Annotated in this window: 19 protein-coding genes and 1 pseudogene; 8 read left to right on the top strand and 12 right to left on the bottom strand. The window is 71.0% G+C overall.

Annotated features, from left to right (window positions below):
* The first annotated feature begins 32 nt into the window (after positions 1-32).
* The 3 genes from ACFFCA_RS05320 to ACFFCA_RS05310 all read left to right on the top strand — a co-directional run bounded on the left by ACFFCA_RS05320 (position 33) and on the right by ACFFCA_RS05310 (position 3,969).
* Positions 33-1,283, top strand: a complete 1,251-nt coding sequence (locus tag ACFFCA_RS05320) for an acetyl-CoA hydrolase/transferase family protein (protein ID WP_375482535.1) — start codon at positions 33-35, stop codon at positions 1,281-1,283.
* Between the two features lie 61 nt (positions 1,284-1,344).
* A complete protein-coding gene (locus ACFFCA_RS05315) occupies positions 1,345-2,541 on the top strand; it encodes an acetyl-CoA C-acetyltransferase (RefSeq protein WP_375482533.1) in 1,197 nt (398 codons plus the stop codon).
* A gap of 108 nt (positions 2,542-2,649) precedes the next feature.
* Positions 2,650-3,969: a MaoC family dehydratase N-terminal domain-containing protein gene (locus ACFFCA_RS05310; RefSeq protein ID WP_375482531.1), complete on the top strand. Its 1,320-nt coding sequence runs from the start codon at positions 2,650-2,652 to the stop codon at positions 3,967-3,969.
* Between the two features lie 83 nt (positions 3,970-4,052).
* Here the strand turns inward: ACFFCA_RS05310 and ACFFCA_RS05305 are convergent, their stop codons facing one another.
* The 4 genes from ACFFCA_RS05305 to ACFFCA_RS05290 are packed head-to-tail and all read right to left on the bottom strand — an operon-like array spanning position 4,053 to position 8,350.
* On the bottom strand, positions 4,053-5,189 hold the full coding sequence (locus ACFFCA_RS05305; RefSeq protein WP_375482529.1) for an acyl-CoA dehydrogenase family protein: 1,137 nt from the start codon (positions 5,187-5,189) through the stop codon (positions 4,053-4,055).
* Between the two features lie 10 nt (positions 5,190-5,199).
* A complete protein-coding gene (locus tag ACFFCA_RS05300) occupies positions 5,200-6,159 on the bottom strand; it encodes an acyl-CoA dehydrogenase family protein (RefSeq protein WP_375482527.1) in 960 nt (319 codons plus the stop codon).
* Positions 6,156-7,181: an acyl-CoA dehydrogenase family protein gene (locus ACFFCA_RS05295; RefSeq protein WP_375482525.1), complete on the bottom strand. Its 1,026-nt coding sequence runs from the start codon at positions 7,179-7,181 to the stop codon at positions 6,156-6,158. The genes ACFFCA_RS05300 and ACFFCA_RS05295 overlap by 4 nt, the downstream gene beginning before the upstream one ends.
* Positions 7,178-8,350 (bottom strand): acyl-CoA dehydrogenase family protein, encoded by a 1,173-nt coding sequence (locus tag ACFFCA_RS05290; RefSeq protein ID WP_375482523.1) that lies wholly within the window; start codon positions 8,348-8,350, stop codon positions 7,178-7,180. The genes ACFFCA_RS05295 and ACFFCA_RS05290 overlap by 4 nt, the downstream gene beginning before the upstream one ends.
* 68 nt (positions 8,351-8,418) lie before the next feature.
* Here ACFFCA_RS05290 and ACFFCA_RS05285 point away from each other — a divergent pair, with 68 nt between their 5' ends.
* The 3 genes from ACFFCA_RS05285 (at position 8,419) to ACFFCA_RS05275 (ending at position 11,356) form a co-directional block, all read left to right on the top strand.
* Positions 8,419-9,864: an AMP-binding protein gene (locus ACFFCA_RS05285; protein WP_375482521.1), complete on the top strand. Its 1,446-nt coding sequence runs from the start codon at positions 8,419-8,421 to the stop codon at positions 9,862-9,864.
* Entirely contained in the window at positions 9,864-10,898 is a 1,035-nt protein-coding gene (locus ACFFCA_RS05280) for an LLM class flavin-dependent oxidoreductase (RefSeq protein WP_375482519.1), read from the top strand. The genes ACFFCA_RS05285 and ACFFCA_RS05280 overlap by 1 nt, the downstream gene beginning before the upstream one ends.
* A 152-nt stretch (positions 10,899-11,050) precedes the next feature.
* Positions 11,051-11,356 carry an acyl-CoA thioesterase gene (locus ACFFCA_RS05275; protein ID WP_375482517.1) on the top strand — a complete coding sequence of 102 codons (306 nt, stop codon included), beginning with the start codon at positions 11,051-11,053 and terminating at the stop codon, positions 11,354-11,356.
* Between the two features lie 4 nt (positions 11,357-11,360).
* Here the strand turns inward: ACFFCA_RS05275 and ACFFCA_RS05270 are convergent, their stop codons facing one another.
* From ACFFCA_RS05270 to ACFFCA_RS05260, 3 genes are read right to left on the bottom strand one after another with little or no spacing between them, the layout of a single operon-like run.
* On the bottom strand, positions 11,361-11,855 hold the full coding sequence (locus tag ACFFCA_RS05270) for a MaoC/PaaZ C-terminal domain-containing protein (RefSeq protein ID WP_375482515.1): 495 nt from the start codon (positions 11,853-11,855) through the stop codon (positions 11,361-11,363).
* A gap of 60 nt (positions 11,856-11,915) precedes the next feature.
* Positions 11,916-12,893 (bottom strand): NAD(P)H-dependent flavin oxidoreductase, encoded by a 978-nt coding sequence (locus ACFFCA_RS05265; RefSeq protein ID WP_375482513.1) that lies wholly within the window; start codon positions 12,891-12,893, stop codon positions 11,916-11,918.
* A 49-nt stretch (positions 12,894-12,942) separates the two neighbouring features.
* Positions 12,943-14,118 (bottom strand): thiolase family protein, encoded by a 1,176-nt coding sequence (locus ACFFCA_RS05260; protein ID WP_375482511.1) that lies wholly within the window; start codon positions 14,116-14,118, stop codon positions 12,943-12,945.
* Between the two features lie 102 nt (positions 14,119-14,220).
* On the opposite strand from ACFFCA_RS05260, the gene ACFFCA_RS05255 reads away from it, so the two are divergent.
* Complete coding sequence (locus ACFFCA_RS05255; RefSeq protein WP_375482509.1) at positions 14,221-14,994, top strand: SDR family NAD(P)-dependent oxidoreductase; 774 nt, start codon at positions 14,221-14,223, stop codon at positions 14,992-14,994.
* Positions 14,995-15,101: 107 nt separating this feature from the next.
* On the opposite strand, the gene ACFFCA_RS05250 is transcribed toward ACFFCA_RS05255, so the two are convergent.
* Positions 15,102-16,370, bottom strand: a complete 1,269-nt coding sequence (locus ACFFCA_RS05250; protein WP_375482507.1) for an ABC transporter substrate-binding protein — start codon at positions 16,368-16,370, stop codon at positions 15,102-15,104.
* 127 nt (positions 16,371-16,497) lie between these two features.
* Here ACFFCA_RS05250 and ACFFCA_RS05245 point away from each other — a divergent pair, with 127 nt between their 5' ends.
* Positions 16,498-17,319, top strand: coding sequence for an HpcH/HpaI aldolase/citrate lyase family protein (locus ACFFCA_RS05245; protein WP_375482505.1), 822 nt, complete (start codon positions 16,498-16,500; stop codon positions 17,317-17,319).
* Positions 17,320-17,337: 18 nt separating this feature from the next.
* On the opposite strand, the gene ACFFCA_RS05240 is transcribed toward ACFFCA_RS05245, so the two are convergent.
* The 4 genes and pseudogenes from ACFFCA_RS05240 to ACFFCA_RS05225 form a co-directional block, all read right to left on the bottom strand.
* A complete protein-coding gene (locus ACFFCA_RS05240; RefSeq protein WP_375482721.1) occupies positions 17,338-18,345 on the bottom strand; it encodes a phosphotransferase family protein in 1,008 nt (335 codons plus the stop codon).
* 56 nt (positions 18,346-18,401) lie between these two features.
* Complete coding sequence (locus ACFFCA_RS05235; RefSeq protein WP_375482503.1) at positions 18,402-19,697, bottom strand: acyl-CoA dehydrogenase family protein; 1,296 nt, start codon at positions 19,695-19,697, stop codon at positions 18,402-18,404.
* 21 nt (positions 19,698-19,718) lie between these two features.
* On the bottom strand, positions 19,719-20,477 hold the full coding sequence (locus ACFFCA_RS05230) for an SDR family NAD(P)-dependent oxidoreductase (protein ID WP_375482501.1): 759 nt from the start codon (positions 20,475-20,477) through the stop codon (positions 19,719-19,721).
* Between the two features lie 21 nt (positions 20,478-20,498).
* Positions 20,499-20,739 (bottom strand): annotated as a pseudogene (locus ACFFCA_RS05225) (gfo/Idh/MocA family oxidoreductase); the annotation flags it as partial.

Raw genomic sequence — 20,739 nt, 5'->3', positions numbered from 1 at the left:
GGTCCCGCACCGCTTCGCAGGAAGGCCGCGCCGTGTCCTCGATCGATCTCACGGCGCACCTGCGCCCGGGTGACACGATCATCTGGGGCCAGGCCTGCGGCGAACCGCTCACCCTGACCCGGGCCCTCGCCGCCCAGGCCCCGTCGATCGGATCGCTGCGGTGCTTCCTCGGGCTCGGCAGCGACGGCGGGACCCGGCTGACCGGCGTGCCGGACCTGCGGTTCGCCGCCTACGGTGGCGGCGGGACCACCCGGGAGCTCGACGCCGCCGGACGTCTCGACGTGCTCACCACGCGCTACAGCGACCTGCCCGGGGCCTTCGCCGCGCGGACGTTCCCGGTCGACGCGGCCTTCGTGCAGGTGACGCCCGGACCGGCGCCGGACACGTACCACTTCGCCGCGGCGGCCGAGTACCTGGTCGCGGCGGTGCGGGCGAGCCGGGTCGTGATCGCCGAGGTCAACCACGGCGCCCCCCACACGCCCGACGCGCCGGTGTTGCGGGCCGACGAGATCACCGCGCTGGTGCACGCGGACCATCCACCTGCGACCGTCGCCGCGCCCGCGCCGACGGCGGTGGACGAGGCGGTGGCGGCCCACGTCGCCGCGATCGTCGAGGACGGGGCCACGGTGCAGATCGGCATCGGCTCGCTGCCCGAGTCCGCGGTCCGCGGCCTCGTCGGCCACCGCGACCTAGGGGTGCACTCCGGGGCGATCGGAGACGCGGTGGCCGACCTCGTCGAGTCCGGCGCCGTGACCAATGCGCGCAAGAAGCGGGACGCGGGGACGTGCGCCGGAGGGGTCCTCGTCGGCACGGAACGCGTGCTCCGGTTCGCCCACGACAACCCGGCCATCGCGTTGCGCGACACCTCCTACACCCACGATCCGGCCGTCCTGGCCGGACTGCCCGGGTTCACCTCGATCAACGCCGCGGTCGAGGTCGACCTGACCGGTCAGGTCAACACCGAGGTCGCGCGCGGGCGCTACGTCGGCGCCGCCGGGGGTGCGCTCGACTTCGCCCGCGGCGCCGCGCTCTCGGCGGGCGGCGCTCCGATCACGCTGCTCCGGTCCACCGTCGGCGGACGGTCGACCATCGTCGCCGAGCTCGACGGTCCCGTCGCGATCCCGCGCAGCGAGGCGGGCTGGATCGTCACCGAATGGGGCGCGGCCGACCTGCGCGGTCTCACCCTCAGCCAGCGACGGGAACGACTCGTGCAACTCGCCCATCCCGACCACCGGGAGGACCTGCTCCGCGCATCGCACGGCCCCGGAGAGCGTCGGCCGTGACCACGCGGACACCCGGTCCAACGGACCCCGTACCCACGACCACCGACAGGGAGTCGAGCAGATGAGAAGAGCGGTCGTCATCAACCCGCGCCGCACCGCGGTCGGCGTCTTCGGCGGAGCGTTGCGGTCAGTTCCCGCCGAGGAGCTGGCCACCATCGCGATCAAGGACGTGGTGGCGGGCACGGGGGTGGATCCGGAGCGTATAGACGACGTCGTGTTCGCCCAGTCCTACGCCAATTCCGAGGCGCCGTGCATCGGCCGGTGGGCGGCGCTGAACGCCGGTCTGCCGCTGGGCGTGCCGGGCATGCAGCTCGACCGGCGTTGCGGCGGTGGGTTGAACGCCGTCATCACCGCCGCGATGGAGGTGCAGACCGGTGCGGCGGACATGGTGCTCGCCGGCGGGGTCGAGAGCATGAGCAACGTCGAGCACTACACCCAGGGTGCCCGGTGGGGCAGCCGCTCCGGTGGTCTCGCGCTGCACGACCGCCTGGATCGCGGTCGAGAGCGTTCGCAGCCCGTCGAGCGGTTCGGCGTCATCTCCGGCATGATCGAGACCGCCGAGAACCTCGGCCGCGAGTACGGCATCGCCCGTGAGCAGGCCGACGAGTACGCGGCGCGCAGCCAGCAGCGCGCCGCGGCGGCGTGGGATCGCGGCGCGTTCGCCGACGAGCTGATCCCCGTCGAGGTGACCCAGCGCAGGGGCGACCCGGTGCTGTTCGAGCACGACGAGGGAGTTCGGCCCGACTCGACCGTCGACACCCTCGCCCGGTTGCGACCGATCATGCGCGACGGCACGGTGACGGCCGGCAACGCCAGTCAGCAGAACGATGCCGCCGCGGCGTGCCTCGTGGTGGCCGAGGACGTCGCCGAGTCGCTGGGACTGGAGCCGATCGCCGCGCTCACCGGATGGGCCGCGGCCGGGTGCGACCCGTCGATCATGGGAATCGGGCCCGTCCCGGCCGTCGCCAAGCTGTTCGCTCGGACCGGTCTCACCTGGGACGACCTGGACCTCGTCGAGCTCAACGAGGCGTTCGCGACGCAGGTCCTGGCGGTCCTGAAGGGTTGGGGTTGGGACGACCCGTCACGGCTGAATGTGAACGGGTCCGGCATCTCGCTGGGCCATCCCGTCGGCGCCACCGGGGTGCGCATCATGACCACGATGCTGCGCGAACTGCGCCGGCGCGGCGGCCGGTTCGCGCTGGAGACCATGTGCATCGGCGGCGGCCAGGGGCTGGCCGCCGTCTTCGAGCGGGTCTGACGCAGACCGCGCTTCCTCAAACAAGCCCTCGGGCCTTAGGGTATTGAGTTAACTTATTAAAAGTATTGTCGGCGGATGCCGCTGAGTTCGTCGTACACGGAGGTTCACGTGGTCAATACCGACCTGGCCCAGCGATCGCCCGAACCACTCGGTGAGGACGAGCCGCCCGCGGCGGAGGCACCCACGGCCGCGCCGGACGAGTTCGGCAGGCTCACCGACGAGGCCTTCGCCCGTGCGCGTCGCCGGCTCGGCGTACCGCAGCCGCTCGTCCGCAAGTGCCACAACCTCGAGGTCACCCGGGACGCGACACGGCACTTCGCCAACGGCTACGGCGACGACAACCCGCTGTTCGCCGATCCGGAGTACGCCCGGAACACCCGGTGGGGAACGGTCATCGCGCCTCCGGGCTTCTGCTACACGATGGGCGAGGACGCGGCGCCCGCCCCCGACGCCGAGACCAAGGCGCTGCTCAAGGGCGATCCCTTCGCCGGGTTGGGCTCTTACCAGGCGGTCATGGACTTCGAGTGGTACCGGCCGCTCGTCCTCGGCGACACCTGCAAGCTGCTGCTCACCGAGGTCGGGGTCCAGGAGAAGCCGAGCCGGTTCGGCGGGCGCACCGCGCACGTGACCCGGGACTTCCTCTACGCCAACGGCGCCGGCGAGCCGCACGCGATCAGGCGGGGGACCTGGATCAACGCCGAGCGCAACGCCACCAAGGAACGCGGCGACAAGAAGCCGCAGGCCGTACCCGAGCCCTACGACCCGGACGTGCTGGCCGAGATCGACGCCTGTTACGCGGCCGAGACGCGGCGGGGGGCCGAGCCGCGGTACTGGGAGGACGTCCGGGTCGGCGAGGCCCTGCAGCCGCGCGTCAAGGGCCCGTTGACCACCACCGACGTGGTCGTCTGGCACATCGGGTGGGGCATGCAGCTCACCCCGCCCGGCGCGTTCGGCATCTCCTACCGCACCCGGCGCAAGGCGCCAGGGCTCTACCCGCCCAACCACCTCAACATCCCCGACACCGTGCAGCGCCTGCACTGGGAGCCCGACCGGGCGCGTGAGCTCGGGCTGGCCACCTCCTACGACTACGGCGCGATGCGCGAGATCTGGTTGACCCACGCCATCACCGACTGGATGGGCGACGACGCCTGGCTGTACCTGATGCGCTGCGAGCACCGCAAGTTCAACTACATCGGCGACACCTCGTGGATCCACGGTCAGGTGGTCGACAAGCGCGTCGACGGCGACCATCACCTCGTCGACCTCGAGCTGACGTGCACCAACCAGCGTGGCGAGGTCACGACGCCGGGCACGGGCACGGTCATCCTGCCCAGCCGCGACCACGGACCCGTCTCGTTGCCCACCCCGCCTGCGGACACGCTGGAGGGGATCGTGCAGTCCGAGCTGTCGAGGTTCGCCATCAGCTGAGCCGGCCGGGTCCGGCGCGTCCGGGGCGCCGGACCCGCCCGGACGGGTGCGACCCTGCCCTGGCCGGCCCTGTTGCCTCCCGGTCACGGGCGGGGCAGGCCCAGGCCCCGTTCCCCGATGATGTTGCGCTGCACGTCCTTCGTGCCGGCCCCGATCGTCACCTTGTAACCGTCCAGGTAGCGGTCCAGCACCAGGGCGTCCCGGCCGAGCACCACCCCGTCCACGTCGGCCCCGTCGACGACCAGCCGCTCCACCTGCTGCCGCAGCTGGGAGTAGTACAACCGGATCATGGAGGCGCTGGCCCCCGGGTCCAGGCCGCGCGCGCTGCGCGACACCATCCGCAGGGTCATGGCGTACATCGCGCGGACCTCGGCACGCGCCACCGCCAACGCCGCCACGACGACCGGGTCGCGCCGGTCCGCCTCGGCGAGACGGTCCTCGACGTAGCGGGCCAGCTCGAGCTGCTCGCGCAGAAACCCCGTGCCGCGTTCGAACCCCAGCGTCGACATGGCGACGCTCCACCCGTTGCCGAGTCCGCCGACGACGTTGCGCAGCGGGATGCGGACCTCGTCGTAGAAGACCTCGCTGAACTCTGTGGTGCCGGCCATCGTCCGGATGGGGCGCACCTCGACGCCGGGCAGGGACATGTCGCAGATGACCCAGGTCAGCCCGCGGTGCCGCTCGGAGTCAGGGTCGGTGCGCACCAGCAGTTCCTGGTAGTCGGCGAGGTCGGCCTCACTCGTCCAAATCTTCTGCCCGGTGACCACGATCTCGTCCCCGTCGAGCTCGCCCCGCGTGCGCAGGGACGCCAGGTCGCTACCCGCGCCGGGCTCCGAGAAGCCCTGGCACCAGACCGCCTCGCCCCGCAGGATGCGCGGCAGGTGGAACGCCTTGTGCTCGTCGTCGGCCCGGGCGATCAGGGTGGGTCCGGCGTGGTTGACACCGACGAACCCGCAACCGATGTCCGGCGCGCCGGCACGGACGTACTCCTCGTACCAGATGAGCTGCTGGCCCAGGCCGAGCCCCACGCCGCCGTACTCGCTGGGCCAGCTGACGCCGGCGTACCCGCCGTCGTACTGCGTGCGCTGCCAGGCGAGGTCGAACTCGCGGCCGGCCCGACGGTCGACCATCGGCCGGGGTTCGCGCGGCACGTGATCGTGCAACCAGTCCCGGACCTGCGCGCGGAACTCGGCGTCGGTGTCCACATCCGTCAGCTGCACGGTCGCTCCCTCACCACGGACTCCCTGCCGCCAGCAGACCCTCGCGCCGACCGGCGGTCGTGCCGAACGTGGTGAGCAGCACGTGCGCACGCTTGAGGTACCGCTGCGCGGTGTGCTCCTCGGTGAACCCGATCGCGCCGTGGTTCTGGATGTTGTCGCGAGCGTTCGTCAACGCCGCACTGCCGGCCACGGTCAGGGCCGCGGTGGCGTCGAAGGCCGCAGCCGGAAGGGACTCCTGCACCTCCACCGAACCCAGCGACGTCGCCGCCCAGGCGGCCTCGGCGCGGACGGCCATGTCCGCACACCGGTGCTTGACCGCCTGGAACGTGGCGATGGGTTTGCCGTACTGCACGCGGTCGGTGGCGTACTGCACGGACATGTCCCGCACGCGCTCGGCGACGCCGGTGAGCATCGCAGCCAGCAGCAGCTGCGCAGCGTTCACGACACGGTCCGCGAGCGCGGTCGGCAGGGCCTCGCCCGCTCCGAGTCCGACGGTGACGAGCTGGTGCTCCGGGTCGACGCCCGGCTGGGTGTCGAGGGTGGTGAGGTCCGCGGCGGCGACGAGCGAGACACCGCCCGACGTCGACCGCACGAGGCCCCAGCCGACCGTCGAGCCGTCGCTCCAGTAGTGCCCCCGACCCTGGCCCGCAGGTTCGACCCACACCGCGCGGGCGGCGCCCCCGGCCAGCTCCGGCACGAGCTCCGGTCGACCCATCTCCAGGACGGCGTGCGCCGCGAGCGCGGTGGCCAGGAACGGACCGACACTCAGCGCGCGACCCAGTTCGCGGAACAGGACGATCTGTGCGGTGATGTCGTAGCCGACCCCGCCGGCCGATTCGGGCAGCGCCAGAGCGAGCCAGCCGAGCTCGGCGCACTGCTTCCACGGGTCCTCACCGGCACTGCCGGCGAGCACACGGGCCGCCGTCGCGGCGATCTCGAGCTGGTCGTCGTCCTCGGCAAGATCGATCATGACACCGCGCCGAACTCCCGGTCCGCCAGCTCCTCGCGCAGGCGTTCGGGGTCCCCGAGGAACTGCCGGTTGAGCAGCGCGCGCTTGAGATAGATGTGCAGGTCGCATTCCCACGTGTACCCGAACCCGCCGTGCAGCTCGATCGCGTCCCGCACGGCCTGCACACCGACGTCGGCCAGGTGCGCCTTGGCCAGCGCCGCGGCGTCAGTAGCGTCGTCGAGGCCCTCGTCCAGCGCGTAGGCGGCGTACCAGGCCAGGCCCTGTCCCGGTTCGACCAGCAGGGCCAGATCCGCCAACTGGTGCTTGACCGCCTGGAAGGCGCCGATCTGCTGCCCCCACTGCTGCCTGGTCTTCGCGTAGGCGACGCTGCTGTCCAGGGCGTGTCTGGCGACGCCGAAGGAGTCGGCCGCGACCAGTGCGTGCCCGGCGGCGCGCAGCCATTCCGCGGTGGCGTCGTCCGCCCCGGTCAGCGGTTGCGCCTCGCCGACCGGCACGACCGAGTCGATCTGCCGGGTGGGGTCGATGCCCGGCAGCGCCTCGGCGGTGACCTCGACTGCGGTCAGCAGGCCGAGCGAGCCGTCGATGCAGGCGACGAACACGTCGGCCGACCGTCCACCGAGAACGGGCGTTCCCCGCTCGTCCCAGATGAGCGACGCGCGGGCGGAGCCGTCCGCCAGCGGGCCCAGCCAGCGGGCACGCTGCCGCTCGTCACCCGCGCGGGCGATGGCCAGCGTCGCCAGCCAGTGGCCGATCCACGGGCCGGTTCCGGCCGCGCTGCCGAGCGCCTGCGAGGCGACGGCCAGTTCCAGCACGCCCATCCCCAGGCCACCGTGCGCCTCGGGAACGGCGATGCTCGCGACGCCCAACCCGGCGAGGCCCTGCCAGGTCGCAGCGTCCCAGGTCGGGTCGCCGGCGGCGGCCTCCCACCGGGCCAGCAGCCCGCTCGGCGGGCACTCGGCGAGCAGGTAGGTACGGATGGTGTTGCCGAGCAGGTACTGCTCGGGACTCAGCTCGAAGTTCATCGCGCCATCGCCTCGTCCCGCGGCAGCCCGAGGCCGCGTTCGGCGATGATGTTGCGTTGGATGTTCGAGGTGCCCCCGGCTATCGCCACCCCCAGCGAACCGAAGAACTGGTTGAGCCACCGCTCGTCGCCCGGTCGGTCCGAGGCGGCGGGATCCAGGTAGCTCGACGGGCCCAGCAACTCGAGCGCGATCCGCGAGACGCGCAGGGCCACGTCCGTGTGCAACAACTTGTTCAACAGCTGCAGCAACTGCGGGTCGTCACCCGCCTCGCGGGAGGCCTGGATCATCGCCGAGTACCGCTGGGACTCGATCCAGCCGCGCAGCTTCATCAGCTCGCTGCGGACGAGCGGGTCGGACAGGCCCCGGCCACCGGCCTGCTCGGAGCGCCGCGCGAGCTTGACCAGGCTCGCGTACAGGGCGGTCGAGGTCTCCGGTGCCGCCAGGGTCGTGCGCTCCGCAGCCAGCGTCGTACGTGACACCGTCCAGCCCTGACCCCGCTCGCCGACGAGCATGCCCAGCGGCGTCCGGGCGCCAGTCAGGAACACCTCACTGAACTCCGACGAGCCGGTGATCTGGCGCAGCGGTCGGACGTCGACGCCGGGCTGTTCCATCGGCAGCAGGACGTAGGACAGGCCGGCCCGGCGAGGCCGGTCGGGCTCGGTGCGTACGAGCGCGAACATCCAGTCCGCGCGATCGGTCTCGGAGGTCCACACCTTCTGGCCGTTGATCACCCATTCGTCGCCGTCGACGACGGCGGTGGTGCGCAGCGACTCGAGGTCGCTGCCGGCATCGGGCTCGCTGTAACCCTGGCACCAGCGGATCTCACCGGCGACGGTGGCCGGGATGAAGCGGTTCTTCTGTTCCTTCGTACCCCAGCGCAGCAGGGTGGGCACGACCAGCGCGACCCCGACACCACCGAGCTCGCGCGGGGCCCGCACCCGGCCGAATTCCTCGCGGACCACCTGCGCCCGGAAGGCGTCCGCCTCGCGACCGGCGCCCCCGTACTCGACGGGCACCGTGCGGTAGAGCAGCCCTGCTGCGACCGCCTCCCGGCGGAACAGCGAGACGTAGTCGCGGTCCGAGGCGCGGGTCGGGTCCCAGTGCGCGGCCAGGAATTCACGCACCTCGACCCGGAACGCCTCGTACGGTGCCCCGTAGGACAGATCCATTCCGTGCCACCCATCCACCGCGAGACCCGTGCTGCGATAATCAAGTTACCTATTGTACTTTATTGGCTATGAGCGAGATGCGGTCCTTCGGCGCCCTCGTCGCCGACTCCGCCGCCGAAAACCCGACCGCGCCGGCCCTCACGTGCGGCGCCGACGTGCTGACCCGGGACGAGCTGGACCGCCGGACGAACGCGCGCGCCCGAGCCTATGCACGGGCCGGCGTCGGTGAGAACTCCCTGGTCGTCCTGCAACTGCCGAACTCGGTCGAGCTGGTCGAGTGCGCCGTCGCCACCTGGAAGCTCGGGGCCGTGCCGCTCGTGATCCCACCCGCGATGCCGGACAGCGAGCGCGCCCCGATCCTCGAAATCGGCGCGCCCACGCTGGTCGTCGACGCTCCTGACCACTTGTGGTCCGGCGAGAGCGACGCCCGGATGGACTACCCGACCGCGCCCAACTGGCGGGCCTCGACGTCCGGCGGCAGCACCGGTCGACCCAAGCTGATCTACTCGACACGTCCCGGCTCGGCCGACCCGGACGAGCGCACGCTGCACCTGCGACGTGGCGGGGCCGTCGCGGTGCCCGGCCCGCTGTACCACGGCGCACCCTTCATGTTCATGACCTTCGGCCTCCTGCGCGGCAAGCACGTCGGCCTGCTGCCCAGGTTCGGCGCCGAGGAGACCCTGGGGCTGGTCGACGCCATCCGGGCGGACTACCTGCTCCTGGTCCCGACCATGATGAATCGCATCTCGAAGCTCCCGCCCGAGGTGCGCGACCGGTACGACGTGTCGTCGCTCGAGACCGTGCTCCACCTGGGCGCGAGCTGCCCTCCGGAGCTCAAGCGGGCGTGGATCGACTGGTTGGGGCCGCGCCGGATCCACGAGCTGTACGCCGGGACCGAGGGACAGGCGACGACGTGGATCCGCGGCGACGAATGGCTCCGGCACCCCGGCTCGGTGGGACGGCCCGCGGGCGGCGCGGACATGCGTGCGCTCGACGACCGCGGTGCGGTGCTGCCGCCCGGTGAGGTCGGCGAGGTCTTCCTGCGACCGCCCCCCGGCGCGCAGCGCGCGTACCGGTACGTGGGCGCGCAGGCGCGCTCGCACGGCGAGTGGGAGACGTTGGGCGACATCGGGTGGGTCGACGACGACGGCTACGTCTACATCCTCGACCGGCGGACCGATCTGATACTCAGCGGCGGCGCGAACGTGTATCCCGCAGAGGTCGAGGCCGCACTCGAGAGCCACCCCGGCGTCCAGGCAGCGGCCGTGATCGGGCTGCCCGACGACGACCTCGGGCAACGGGTCCACGCCGTGGTCGAGCTGACCGCCCCGGCCCGTGCCACCGTGACGGAGGATGTCCTGCGTAGCTATCTCGCCGACGTGCTGGTGCGGTACAAGACGCCGCGAACCTTCGAGTTCGTGCCGGGTCCACTGCGCGACGAGGCCGGCAAGGTCCGCCGCAGTGCGCTGGTCGCCCAGCGCGTCGCCGGCGCGGACCCGACCGGGGCACGCTGATGGAACTCGGCGTCATCCTCGGCACGTGGAACGGCAACCGGGCCGATGCCGACGCCATCCTGGCCACCGTCCAGGAGGCCGAGCGCCTCGGCTACGCGATCGCGTGGGTACCGGAGCTGTACGGAGCGGACGCGGTCAGTGTGATGTCGTGGCTGGCGGCGAACACGTCCACGATCCGGATCGGGTCGGCGGTCATGCAGATCCCCGCCCGAGCGGCGACCACGACCGCCATGAGCGTGGCCTCGTTGGTCGCGCTGTACGGCGACCGGATCGTGCTCGGCCTCGGGGTGTCCGGCCCGCAGGTGTCCGAGGGCTGGTACGGCTCGACGTGGGACGACCCGGTGGGCCGTACCCGGGAGTATGTCGAGACGGTCAAGCTGGCGCTGAGCCGCGAACGCGTGACGTACGCAGGCAAGCACATCAACCTGCCCGGGCGTGCGGACTACCGCCCGCTCAAGCTCGTCCTGCGCAACGAGACCCACATCCCGGTCTATCTCGCGGCGATCGGACCGCGCAACGTCGCGCTCGCCGCCGAGATCTGCGACGGGTGGCTGCCCGCACTCGTCTTCCCCGAACGCTTCGGTCCGCTGCGCGACCGCTTCACCGACGCCCTCGAAGCGGCCGGTCGGCGCCGCGAGGACGTCGTCATCGCGGCGTCCACCGGTGCCGTGATCAACGACGACCTGGCGATCGCCAGGGACGTCTACCGTCCCTACGTCACGTTGCTCATCGGGGGCATGGGAACCCGCGAGCAGAACTTCTACCGCAACCTGGTCACCGCCTACGGCTACGGGGAGGTGGCCGAGGAGATCACCGAGCTCTACCTGGCCGGTCAGGTCGCCGAGGCCCAGGCGCGGACCCCGGACGACTTGATCGACGGGGTCGGCCTGGTCGGCGACGAGGCCCGCGTAGCGGAGCGGCTGGAGGCCTACCGCGCGGCCGGCATCGACATCTTCTCGGTGGCGCCGTCGGGACGGACCGTCGAGCAGAAGCTCCAGGCGCTGCGGACGGTGGCCGCGGCGGCCGGGTTGTGAGCCACCCGGCCCACCCATCCGCGGATCGGCCCGAGCGGTACCCGCTGCACAAGTCCCTACCGCTCAAGCAGGCCGACCAGGGGCCGTCCGGCGACGTCAGCAGCAGTGCGATCGGTCAGCTCTTCGAGGAGGCCAGGTTCCACGCTCGCAGCATGGTCACCGTCGACGAGCTGCGCCGGTCCGACGTGGGCTTCGTGCTCGCCTTCGTGCGCGTCGACCTGCTCGCACCGGTCCGGTACCCGGGCGAGGTGGACGTCGCGATCGGCGTGGCCTCCATCGGCCGCACGTCCCTGCACTACGAGTCCGCCCTGTTCCAGGACAGCCAGGTGGTAGCCGTCTCCCGCGCGACGGTGGCGGTACGTGACACCGCGACGGCCACCGCGCTGGTGATCGGGCCGTCCGTGCGGGCGGCACTCGAGCCCCTGATGCTGCGCGAGCCCGGATGCGCCCGGCGGTGACCGTTCAGGCGGGGCGGCGTCGCACGAGCACGTCGATCCGGCCGCGCTGGCACACCTCGCCGCGCTGGTTGAGCAAGGTGAACCGGCGCTCGACGATGCCACGGTCCGGTTTGGACGCCGACGGGCGCACCCCCAGGATGGCCAGCTCCAGATGGATCGTGTCGCCGATGAACACCGGTGCGGTGAAGGTCCACTCCGTGATGCCCAGCATGGCCATGGCGCTGCCGGAGAAGACACCGAGACGATCGAGCAGGCCGGTGGCGATGGAGAGGCCCAGCAGGCCGTAGACCACCCGTCGGCCGTACACCGAACCCGCCGAGAACTCGGCGTCGGTGTGGATCGGGTTGAAGTCACCGCTCAAACCGGCGAACCCGACGACATCGGCCTCGGTGACCGTACGGGCGGCGGTGACGAAGGTCTGGCCCGCCTCTAGGTCCTCGAGATAGTGCACGGCCTGCCGGCCCGAACTCTGCGCAGGCCCCTGCGTCGGTGTCGTCACGGTGCTCCCTCGTGTACGTGTCGTGTTCGTGCGTCGTGGAGACGTGCCACAGGCGCGAGCTCAGACGATGGTGGTCCGCAGACGCCCCGAGATGATGACCTCGGCCTCGTCGACCAGCCGTCGCACGAGGTCCGCCACCGTCGGTACATCGCGGATCAACCCTTGCGACATGCCGGCACTCCAGACCCCGCCGTCGACGTCACCCTCGTCGTAGACGCGCCGGCGACCGCGGGCGCCCGATGCGAGGTGGGCGATGTCGTCGAAGACCGCGTCGGGCGCTGCGGAGACCCGCAGGATCTCCTGGGACGTCGCGTTGCGGGCCACCCGCGCAGTGTTGTGGAAGCGGCGGTACAGCAGGTCGGTGGATCGTTCGTCGGCCTCGACGATGCGCCGCTTGACGTTCTCGTGCACGGGCGCCTCGACGGTGGCCATGAAGCGCGTGCCCATGTTGACCGCGTCGGCCCCGAGCGCGAGCGCGGCCACGATGCCGCGGGCGTCGGCGAAACCGCCGCTCGCGATCAGCGGCAGCCCGACCCGGTCGGCCGCGGCCGGGACGAGCACGAGGCCGGGCACGTCGTCCTCTCCGGGGTGGCCGGCGCACTCGAACCCGTCGATGCTGATGGCGTCGACGCCCTTGCGCTCGGCGCTGACGGCGTGCCGCACCGCGACACACTTGTGGACCACCTTGACACCTGCGGCGTGGAAGGACGGCAGGTGCGGGCTGGGGTCGCTACCGGCCGTCTCGACGATCCTGATCCCCTCGTCGATGATCACGTCGCGGTACTCGTCGTAGGGCACGGGGTTGATCGTCGGCAGGATCGTGAGGTTGACCCCGAACGGCCGGTCGGTGATCGTGCGGCACCTCGCGATCTCCTTCGCGAGGTTCTCCGGTGATCCCGCCGTCAGCGCGGTCAGGAAACCCAGCGCCCCGGCGTTGGCCACCGCACCGATCAGGTCGGCGGTGCCTACGGCGGTCATCCCGCCGCACACGACGGGGTGATCGATCCCGAACTCACGGGTGAAGCGTGTGGAAAGCACGTGCGTCCTCGTCCCCGCCGTGACGGCGGCTCGTCGCGATGTCCGGTGGTCAGACCTCGACCAGGACCGCTCCCGCCTGGCCGCCACCGGCGCACATCGTGGCCACACCGAGGCCACCGCCGCGCCGGCGCAGATCGTGGACCAGGGTGGTCAGCATGCGGGCACCGGACGCGGCGATCGGGTGTCCGAGGCTGCATCCGCTGCCGCTGACGTTGACCACGGAGTCGTCGATGTTCAAGGCCCGCACGGTCGCGACCGGAACCGATGCGAACGCCTCGTTGATCTCCCACAAGGCGATGTCGTCGCGACCACGGCCGCACCGCTCGAGCAACCGGGTGATCGCGTCGATGACCGCCATCCCGTTGCGCCGCGGCTCGACACCCACGTTGGCCCATCCCAGAACGGTCGCGATCGGGTCGAGCCCCTCGGAGCGCGCGAGATCGCCGGCGACGACGGTCAGCACGGCGGCCGCGTCGTTGACACCGCTGGAGTTGCCGGCCGTGATCGAGAACCCCGGGATCTCGGGGTGGATCGGCTTGAGGGCGGCCAGTCGCTCCATCGTGGAGTCGCGACGGGGGTGCTCGTCGATCGCGAAGTCCTGGAAGCTGCCGTCCTTCTGCAGCGCCTTGACCGGGACGATCTCGTCCCCGAAGTGGCCGGCATCGATCGCCGTGACGGCGCGCTGGTGCGAACGCAGTGCCCATGCGTCCATGTCGGCGCGGCTGATGCCGGCCTCGACGGCGGTGTTCCACCCGACCGTGATGGTCATGTCGCGGTTGGGCGCCTCGGGAACGTCAGGGTGGGCGGGGCTCTGCCAGCCCTCGACCCACTCGTCGGCGGTACCGGGCACGCGTTGCCGCTGCTCGGGGTTCATGGAGTGCGAGTGGGCGCCGCCCGCGATGACGGCGCGGTCCATGCCGGCGATGATCGACGCCGCGGCCATCTGCACCGAGGTCAGGCTGCCCGCGCAGTGCCGGTTCACGGCGGTGCCGGGCACGTGCGCCAGACCCGCCTCGACCGCCGCGTGCCGGGCGAGGTCGCCGCCCCCGTAGTTCGACTCGGCCAGCACCACGTCGTCGAGCAACGCGGGGTCGATCCCCGAACGCGCCACGGTTTCGGTGACGACAATCCGGGCGAGCTCCTCAGGCAGCGTCTCGCTGAGCGAGCCCCGCCTGGACGTCCCGACCGCGGTGCGGACGGCATCGACGACGACGGCAGTGGGCATGTGCGACCTCTGGTGAACGGGCCTCGAGGGGAGGCCGAGGTGGGTATATAAGTTAACCGTAATCGAAGTCCAACGCCCACACCAGGAAGCAAGGGAGCTCGGATGGAACTCAAGGGGGCAAGCGCTGTGGTCACCGGCGGTGGCGGCGGCCTCGGTGCCGGCGCGGCGCGCCGCTTGGCGGCGGCCGGGATGCACGTCGTCATCGCCGACTTCTCGGCCGAGAAGGGGCAGGCACTGGCCGCGGAGTTGGGCTCGTCAGCGACCTTCGTCGCGACCGACGTCACCGACGACAACTCGCTGCAGGCCGCGGTCGACGCTGCCGGTTCGATCGGTCCGCTGCGTGTCGCGGTCTCGGCGCACGGTGGCCCGACCGCGGTCAGTCGCATCCTCGACCGCGACGGCAATCCGTACGCGCTCGACCTCTTCCGCCGGACGCTCGAGCTGTACCTCACCGGCACCTTCAACGTCCTGCGCCTGTCCGCTCAGGCCATGGCCCGGACCGAGCCACTCGACAGCGGTCAGCGCGGCGTGATCGTGAACACCGCCAGCATCGCGGCCTTCGAGGGGCAGATCGGCCAGTCGGACTACTCCGCGGCCAAGGGTGGCGTCGTCGGTCTGGGCCTGGTGGCCGCACGCGACCTCTCGCCGATGGGCATCCGGGTCATGACGATCGCCCCCGGCACGTTCTTCACACCGGCGTTCAAGATGGACGAGGCCGACGCCCAGGCGAAATGGGGTAGCGCGGTCCCCAACCCGAAGCGGATGGGGCGGGCCGACGAGTACGGCCTGCTGGTGCGCCAGATCGCCGAGAACGACTACCTCAACGGCGAATGCATCCGGATCGACGGTGCGCAGCGCTTCGGCCCCCGCCAGTAGACCGGTACCGCGGTGGCGCACGCGGCACGGACGAGGCCTCGATCGGTGACCGATCGAGGCCTCGTCGCGTGGTGCCGGCCACGCGGTGCGCCGGCTGGGTGTGTCGGTTACTTCCCCTTGATGGTCATTCCGGGAATGATCGATCCGCACAGCGGTGACGCGCCGGACTCGGGCACGAACTTGGCCCCGTCGAACTTGATGAAGTAGAGGCAGCGGCCCTGGTCCTGTCCACCCATCGTCGACTTGATGTCCGCGAAGTTGGTCGGAGACTGCAACCCGGCGCCGTCCCACGTACTGCTGCGCAGCTTGGTGATGAACTGCTGGCTGGACGCATCGGCACCGGCCAACGTGAGACCACGGATCATCAGGTCGGTCGTCAGCCAGCCGATGTACTCGCCGAAGGTGGGGATGCCGTTGATCCCGGCGTACTTCTTCAGCGACGACGCCAGCAGGGCCGCACCGGGCTTGTTGGTCTCCACCGGTGCGATCAGGGTGGCGAAGTCAACGCCCTTGGCGGCGTCGCGCGTCGCTGAGTCGCTGATGACGTCCTGGCCGTACCCGGTGGCCAGGGCGAGCACCTTGTACTTCACGCCGGCGGCTCGCAGCGCCTTGGCCATCGCGTAGCCGGTGCTCTGCACGGTCGACAGGTAGACCGCGTCTGCGCGGAAGGCCTTGATCTTCTGGACCAGGGGCCCCACATCCGTGCTGCCGAAGGCGAGGGAGTTGTCGTAGGTGGCGGCCAACCCCTGCTTCTGGCTGCCCTTCGCCACGGCTTCGGCGTTCTGCGCCGAGGACGGGCTGACGCCGTAACCGACCGCGAACACGCGCTTGGCGCTCTTGAGCTTGAAGAACTGGGGGTAGGTCGTGGACACCACCGAGTAGTTGCCGTAGCCGTAGGCGTCGAAGACGTTGGTAGCGCTCTTGTCGAACCACTCCGGGCCGGCGTCGAAGGAGACGCCCGTGGTGGGGATGCCGGCCTTGGTCGTCGTCGGCGCGGCGGCGGAGAAGAACGAGCTGTTCTCCATGATGCCGTACACCTTGTCCTGCTGGATGAGCTTCTGGGCGGCGGCCACGGCGCCCGGGCCGGTGGACGTGTCGTCGGCGACGACGTAGGTCAGCTTGTGGCCCCCGACCCCGCCCTTGGCGTTCGCGAGCCCGATCCGTGCCTTCACCCCCTTCTCGACGGTGCTGAAGCTGGACGAGGCAGCTCCCGTCACGGAGGTCAGGACGCCCAGCTTGATCGGCGCTCCGGAGGCGGCCGTGGCGTTGCGGGTGGACGTTGCCTTCCCCCCTCCACGGCTGGACGAACTGCAGGCACTGAGTGCCAGCAGGCCGGTGATGGCCGCCGCGATGACGACGGTCTTCCGTGTTCGCATGACATTCCCTTCGTGTGACGTGACGCACCTGGGCCTCGCCAAACTAATCTAGTTATCTAATTTAGAGAAGACAGCTGAGATAACGTTCCTGACACGAGGACGACGTATTGCGGTTACAGTCGGCGCCGTGACCCGCCATTCCGTCGCGAACCGGAGCCTGCTGTTCGTCCCGGGAACCCGTCCGGACCGGGTCAGCAAGGCGCTGATCAGCGGTGCGCACCTGGTGGTCGTCGACCTCGAGGACGCCGTCGCGCCGGCGGACAAGGACGCGGCGCGCAATCGTGTCGCCGCGCTCGCGGACCTTCCTGAGCTCGTCGTCCGGGTCAACGGCGTGCACACCGAGTGGTACGCCGCGGACCTCGCTGCCCTGCGCGACGCGGCGCGACCGCCCCGCGCGGTGCTGCTGCCCAAGGCCGACGCCGGCTCCGTCGAGCTGGCCGGTGCCGACCTGCCCGCGACGGTCGAGGTGCTGGCCCTCGTCGAGTCGGCGCAAGGCATGCGCGAGGTGTACGACGTGGCCGAGCACCCGCGCGTCAGGCAGCTCGTGTTCGGCAGCATCGACTACGCGCTCGACCTCGGCATCATGGTGAACGGGCCGGCGGAGCACGAACTGCTCCCCGCGCGCAGCAGCCTGGTGCTCGCCTCCCGCACGGCCGGCATCGCCGCGCCGATCGACGGCGTCACCACCGAGCTGGACGACCTCGGCGTCACCGAACGCGACGCGCGGCGGGCGCGCGCTCTCGGCTTCGCGGGCAAGCTGGCCATCCACCCCGCGCAGGTGCCGGCGATCCACGCCGGGTTCCGGCCGGGCGACGCGGAGATCGCGGATGCCCGTGCCGTCGTCGCAGCGGCACAGGACGGCAGCGCGGCGCGCGCCGGCAGCCGCATGGTGGACGCTCCGGTGCTGGACCGGGCACGGCGCCTGCTCGCCGAGGTCGAGGGCGGTTGACCCGTCGACCCTCTGTCGCTACGCCCCGGACCCGGCTTCGACGCGGTGCCGGAAGTCGGTGGATTCGGCCAGGTCGGCCGCCGCCAGCATCAGGTCCTCGACGGTGCGGCCGAAGCTCTGCAGCAGCGGGTCGTCGCCGGCGTTCTGATACCCCTGCTCCAGGACGATGCCCAGCTTCCACCGGGCCAGGACCAGGTAGTAGTCGAAGTCGTCGACCTGGCGACCGGAGACCTCGGAGTAGCGGGCGAGCAGCGCGTCGCGCTCCGGCATACCGACCAGCGAGATGTAACCCGCCGAGCGGGGTGGCCCCGCGGCCGGCCAGTCGCGCAGTGCCCACGCGAGGTCGAGCTTGGGGTCGCCGATCGTGCCCATCTCCCAGTCGACGAGCGCCGCGAGCGTCCCCGGGGCGCCGTGCCGGAACATCACGTTCGCGAACTGGTAGTCGCCGTGCATGATGCCGGGCACGAAGTCGATCGGGCGGTGCGTACGCAGCCACGCGGTGGCGACGGCCATTCCCGCGATCGCGTCCCGGCCCCCGGTGCGCTCCCAGAACGTGAGCCAACGGTCTACCTGGCGGTCGTGGAAACCCTCGGGCCGACCGAAGTCGGTCAGTCCCGCCGACCGCCAGTCGACCCGACCGAGCAGCGCCGCACCGTCGACCAGCCCGGTGGCCAGCCCGGCACGAGCCGCCACGTCCGAGTGGAACGGTTCGGCCAGCCCGTCCGGGTGACCCATGGGCGACCAGCCGTCGACGAACTCCATCAGGTAGAACGGACGGCCGAGCACGGCCGGGTCGTCGCACATGGCGACTGCCCGCGCGTGCGGCACATCGGTGTCCGACAACGCGGACAGGATGCGCCACTCCCGACGGATGCCGTCGTCGCGGGCCGCTACGGCGGTCTGTGGCGGCTTGCGCAGCGCCATGCGCACACCGTCACGCTCGACCTCGAAGATCTCGTTCTGACTGCCTCCGGACACGTACCGCACCGTCGGCGCGCCGTGACCGGGCACCTGCTGCGCATCCATCCACTGCCCCAGCCGCTGCACGTCCGGCGTCAGTGGGCCCCCATCGACTCCGTCGCTCACACCTGCACCACGGCCAGCTGTTCCTTCAGCCATCGCTCGGCCTCGACGCGTCGGGTCGGTACGTGCTCACTGGGCCACATGCCCTGCGCGGGGACGTAGTCGCGCAGGACCTGCCGGGCCACGGTCGTCTGGTGCACCTCGGTGGGGCCGTCGGCCAGGGCGAGCAGCATGCCGTTCCCCAGGAACTGCGTGAGCGGGAGGTCGAAGGTCGTCCCGAGCGCTCCGTGCACCTGGATCGCGCGGCGGGCCACTCCTTCGAGGACGCGAGGAGTGAGCACCTTGATCGCTGCGATGTCCTTGCGGACCCGCTGGTAGTCGTTGAACCTGTCGATCTGCCAGGCGGTGTAGAGCACGAACAGCCGGAACTGCTGGATGTCGAGGTAGGACTCGGCCACCATGTTCTGCACGGCCTGCTTGTCGGCCAGCAGCTCGCCCTTGGTCGTGCGGGACACCGCCCGCTCCGCCATCATGTCCAGGCACCTCTGGGCCGCGCCGATCGAACGCATCGCATGGTGCACCCGGCCGCCGCCGAGGCGGGTCTGGGCCACGCCGAACGCGTCACCGCGCTCGCCGAGCATCGCCGTGGACGGCACGCGGACGTCGTGGTAGCTGATGAGCGCCTCGGACCCGTCGTCCTCCGGCTCGGTCAGATGCGAGAGGTTGCGGTCGATGACGATGCCCGGCGTGTCCGCCGGGACGAGGAACATGGACATGCGCGACCGCAACGGTCGGTCCGGGTCGGTGACCGCCATGACGATCAGGAACGACGCCCAACGTGCGTTCGACGAGAAGAACTTCTGCCCATTGATCACCCAGTCGTCACCGTCGCGGTCGGCGCGGGTGACGAAGACGCCGGGGTCTGCTCCGCCCTGGGGCTCGGTCATCGAGAAGCAGGACACGATGTCGCCCTCGAGCAGCGGCTGCAGGTACTCGGCCTTCTGATCGGCGGTGCCGTAGTGCGCGAGGATCTCGGCGTTCCCGGTGTCCGGGGCCTGCGTGCCGAAGATCCGGGGCGCCCAGATCGAGGTGCCCAGCACCTCGTTGAGCAGGGCCAGCTTGAGCTGGCCGTAGCCCTGGCCACCGAGGTCGCTGCCCAGGTGACAGGCCCACAGGCCCTTGCTGCGCACCTGATCCTTCAGGTGGCGCACCACCGCTCGGCGCTCACCGTCGAGCGGCGCGTAGTTGTCGTGGCGCCACAGCACGTCCAGCGGGTGGACGTTCGCCACCACGAAGTCCCGGGCCCAGTCGAGCAGCTCCTGGAACTCGGGTTCCACGCTGAAGTCGAAGCTCATTGTGCGTCCTCTTCCTGGTTCCTAGGGAATGCCGCCGTCGACCCGGACGATCGACCCGCTGATGTAGCTGGACGCCGACGACGCCAGCAGCAGGGCCGCGCCGACGATCTCGGGCGGTTCGCCGATCCGTCGCAGCGCGATGGCTTCGGCCGCAGCCTCGGCAGCGGGCATGTCCCAGGCCTTGGACACGTCGGTGCGCATGGAGCCGGGCATCAGCGTGTTGACGCGGACCTCGGGCCCGTAGAGCATCGCCAGACCCTCGGTCACCGCGTTCAGGGCGGCCTTGGCACCCGCGTACGGGACGGCGCCGGTCGGCGGCCGCAGCGAGCCGGTCGAACTGACGTTGATGACCGAGCCGCGGCCGGCCGCGCGCATGCGTTCGGCGAACAGGACGGCCAGCCGGAAGGGACCCTTGAAACACAGATTGACCACCGAGTCGAACATGGCCTCGGTGACGTCGCCGATGCGGTCGTACAGCGGCGACATCCCCGCGTTGTTCACCAGGACGTCGCAGCGACCGAACTCGTCGTAGACGGTCTCGACGAACGGCTCGGCCTCGTCCCACCGCCCGGCGTGCAGGCCGTACGCAAGCGCCCGGCGACCCGTCGTGCGCTCGATGTCCGCGGCGACCTCTGCGCACCGGTCGAGCTTGCGGCTCGCGATCACCACGTGCGCGCCGGCCTCCGCGAACGCGCGCGCCATCTGCTCGCCCAGACCCCGGCTGCCGCCGGTGACGACCGCGACCTGGTCCTGCAGCGAGAACAAGCCGTCGACGGTCACCCAAGCAGATAACTACGTAACCTATTTAGCGTCAAGGCCGACCGGAACCCACCCCGCCCCCGCCGACGACCGCCGCGCGGCCTCGATGACGGACTGCACCCGAAGGCCGTCCCGAAAGGTGGGCACGAGAGTGTCCTCGCCGCGGAAGGCCGGTAACCAGTCCTCGAGCATGAGGGCCATGCTCAGGATCATCGTGCGGGCCCCGCGCGGGGGCAGTTCCGGGCGCGTCACGGGTTCGCGGGGCGGACGGGCCCACGGGCGC

Source organism: uncultured Jatrophihabitans sp. (assembly GCF_964252635.1).
Taxonomy (GTDB): domain Bacteria; phylum Actinomycetota; class Actinomycetes; order Mycobacteriales; family Jatrophihabitantaceae; genus Jatrophihabitans.
This window is presented reverse-complemented; position numbering and strand designations above follow the sequence as displayed.

Excerpts from the sequence above, each read along its gene's own strand:
- ACFFCA_RS05315 (WP_375482533.1), top strand. The coding sequence starts at position 1,345 with ATGAGAAGAGCGGTCGTCATCAACCCGCGCCGCACCGCGGTCGGCGTC.
- ACFFCA_RS05300 (WP_375482527.1), bottom strand. The coding sequence starts at position 6,159 with ATGATCGATCTTGCCGAGGACGACGACCAGCTCGAGATCGCCGCGACG.
- ACFFCA_RS05295 (WP_375482525.1), bottom strand. The coding sequence starts at position 7,181 with ATGAACTTCGAGCTGAGTCCCGAGCAGTACCTGCTCGGCAACACCATC.
- ACFFCA_RS05290 (WP_375482523.1), bottom strand. The coding sequence starts at position 8,350 with ATGGATCTGTCCTACGGGGCACCGTACGAGGCGTTCCGGGTCGAGGTG.
- ACFFCA_RS05285 (WP_375482521.1), top strand. The coding sequence starts at position 8,419 with ATGAGCGAGATGCGGTCCTTCGGCGCCCTCGTCGCCGACTCCGCCGCC.
- ACFFCA_RS05280 (WP_375482519.1), top strand. The coding sequence starts at position 9,864 with ATGGAACTCGGCGTCATCCTCGGCACGTGGAACGGCAACCGGGCCGAT.
- ACFFCA_RS05275 (WP_375482517.1), top strand. The coding sequence starts at position 11,051 with ATGGTCACCGTCGACGAGCTGCGCCGGTCCGACGTGGGCTTCGTGCTC.
- ACFFCA_RS05260 (WP_375482511.1), bottom strand. The coding sequence starts at position 14,118 with ATGCCCACTGCCGTCGTCGTCGATGCCGTCCGCACCGCGGTCGGGACG.
- ACFFCA_RS05255 (WP_375482509.1), top strand. The coding sequence starts at position 14,221 with ATGGAACTCAAGGGGGCAAGCGCTGTGGTCACCGGCGGTGGCGGCGGC.
- ACFFCA_RS05250 (WP_375482507.1), bottom strand. The coding sequence starts at position 16,370 with ATGCGAACACGGAAGACCGTCGTCATCGCGGCGGCCATCACCGGCCTG.
- ACFFCA_RS05240 (WP_375482721.1), bottom strand. The coding sequence starts at position 18,345 with ATGGATGCGCAGCAGGTGCCCGGTCACGGCGCGCCGACGGTGCGGTAC.
- ACFFCA_RS05235 (WP_375482503.1), bottom strand. The coding sequence starts at position 19,697 with ATGAGCTTCGACTTCAGCGTGGAACCCGAGTTCCAGGAGCTGCTCGAC.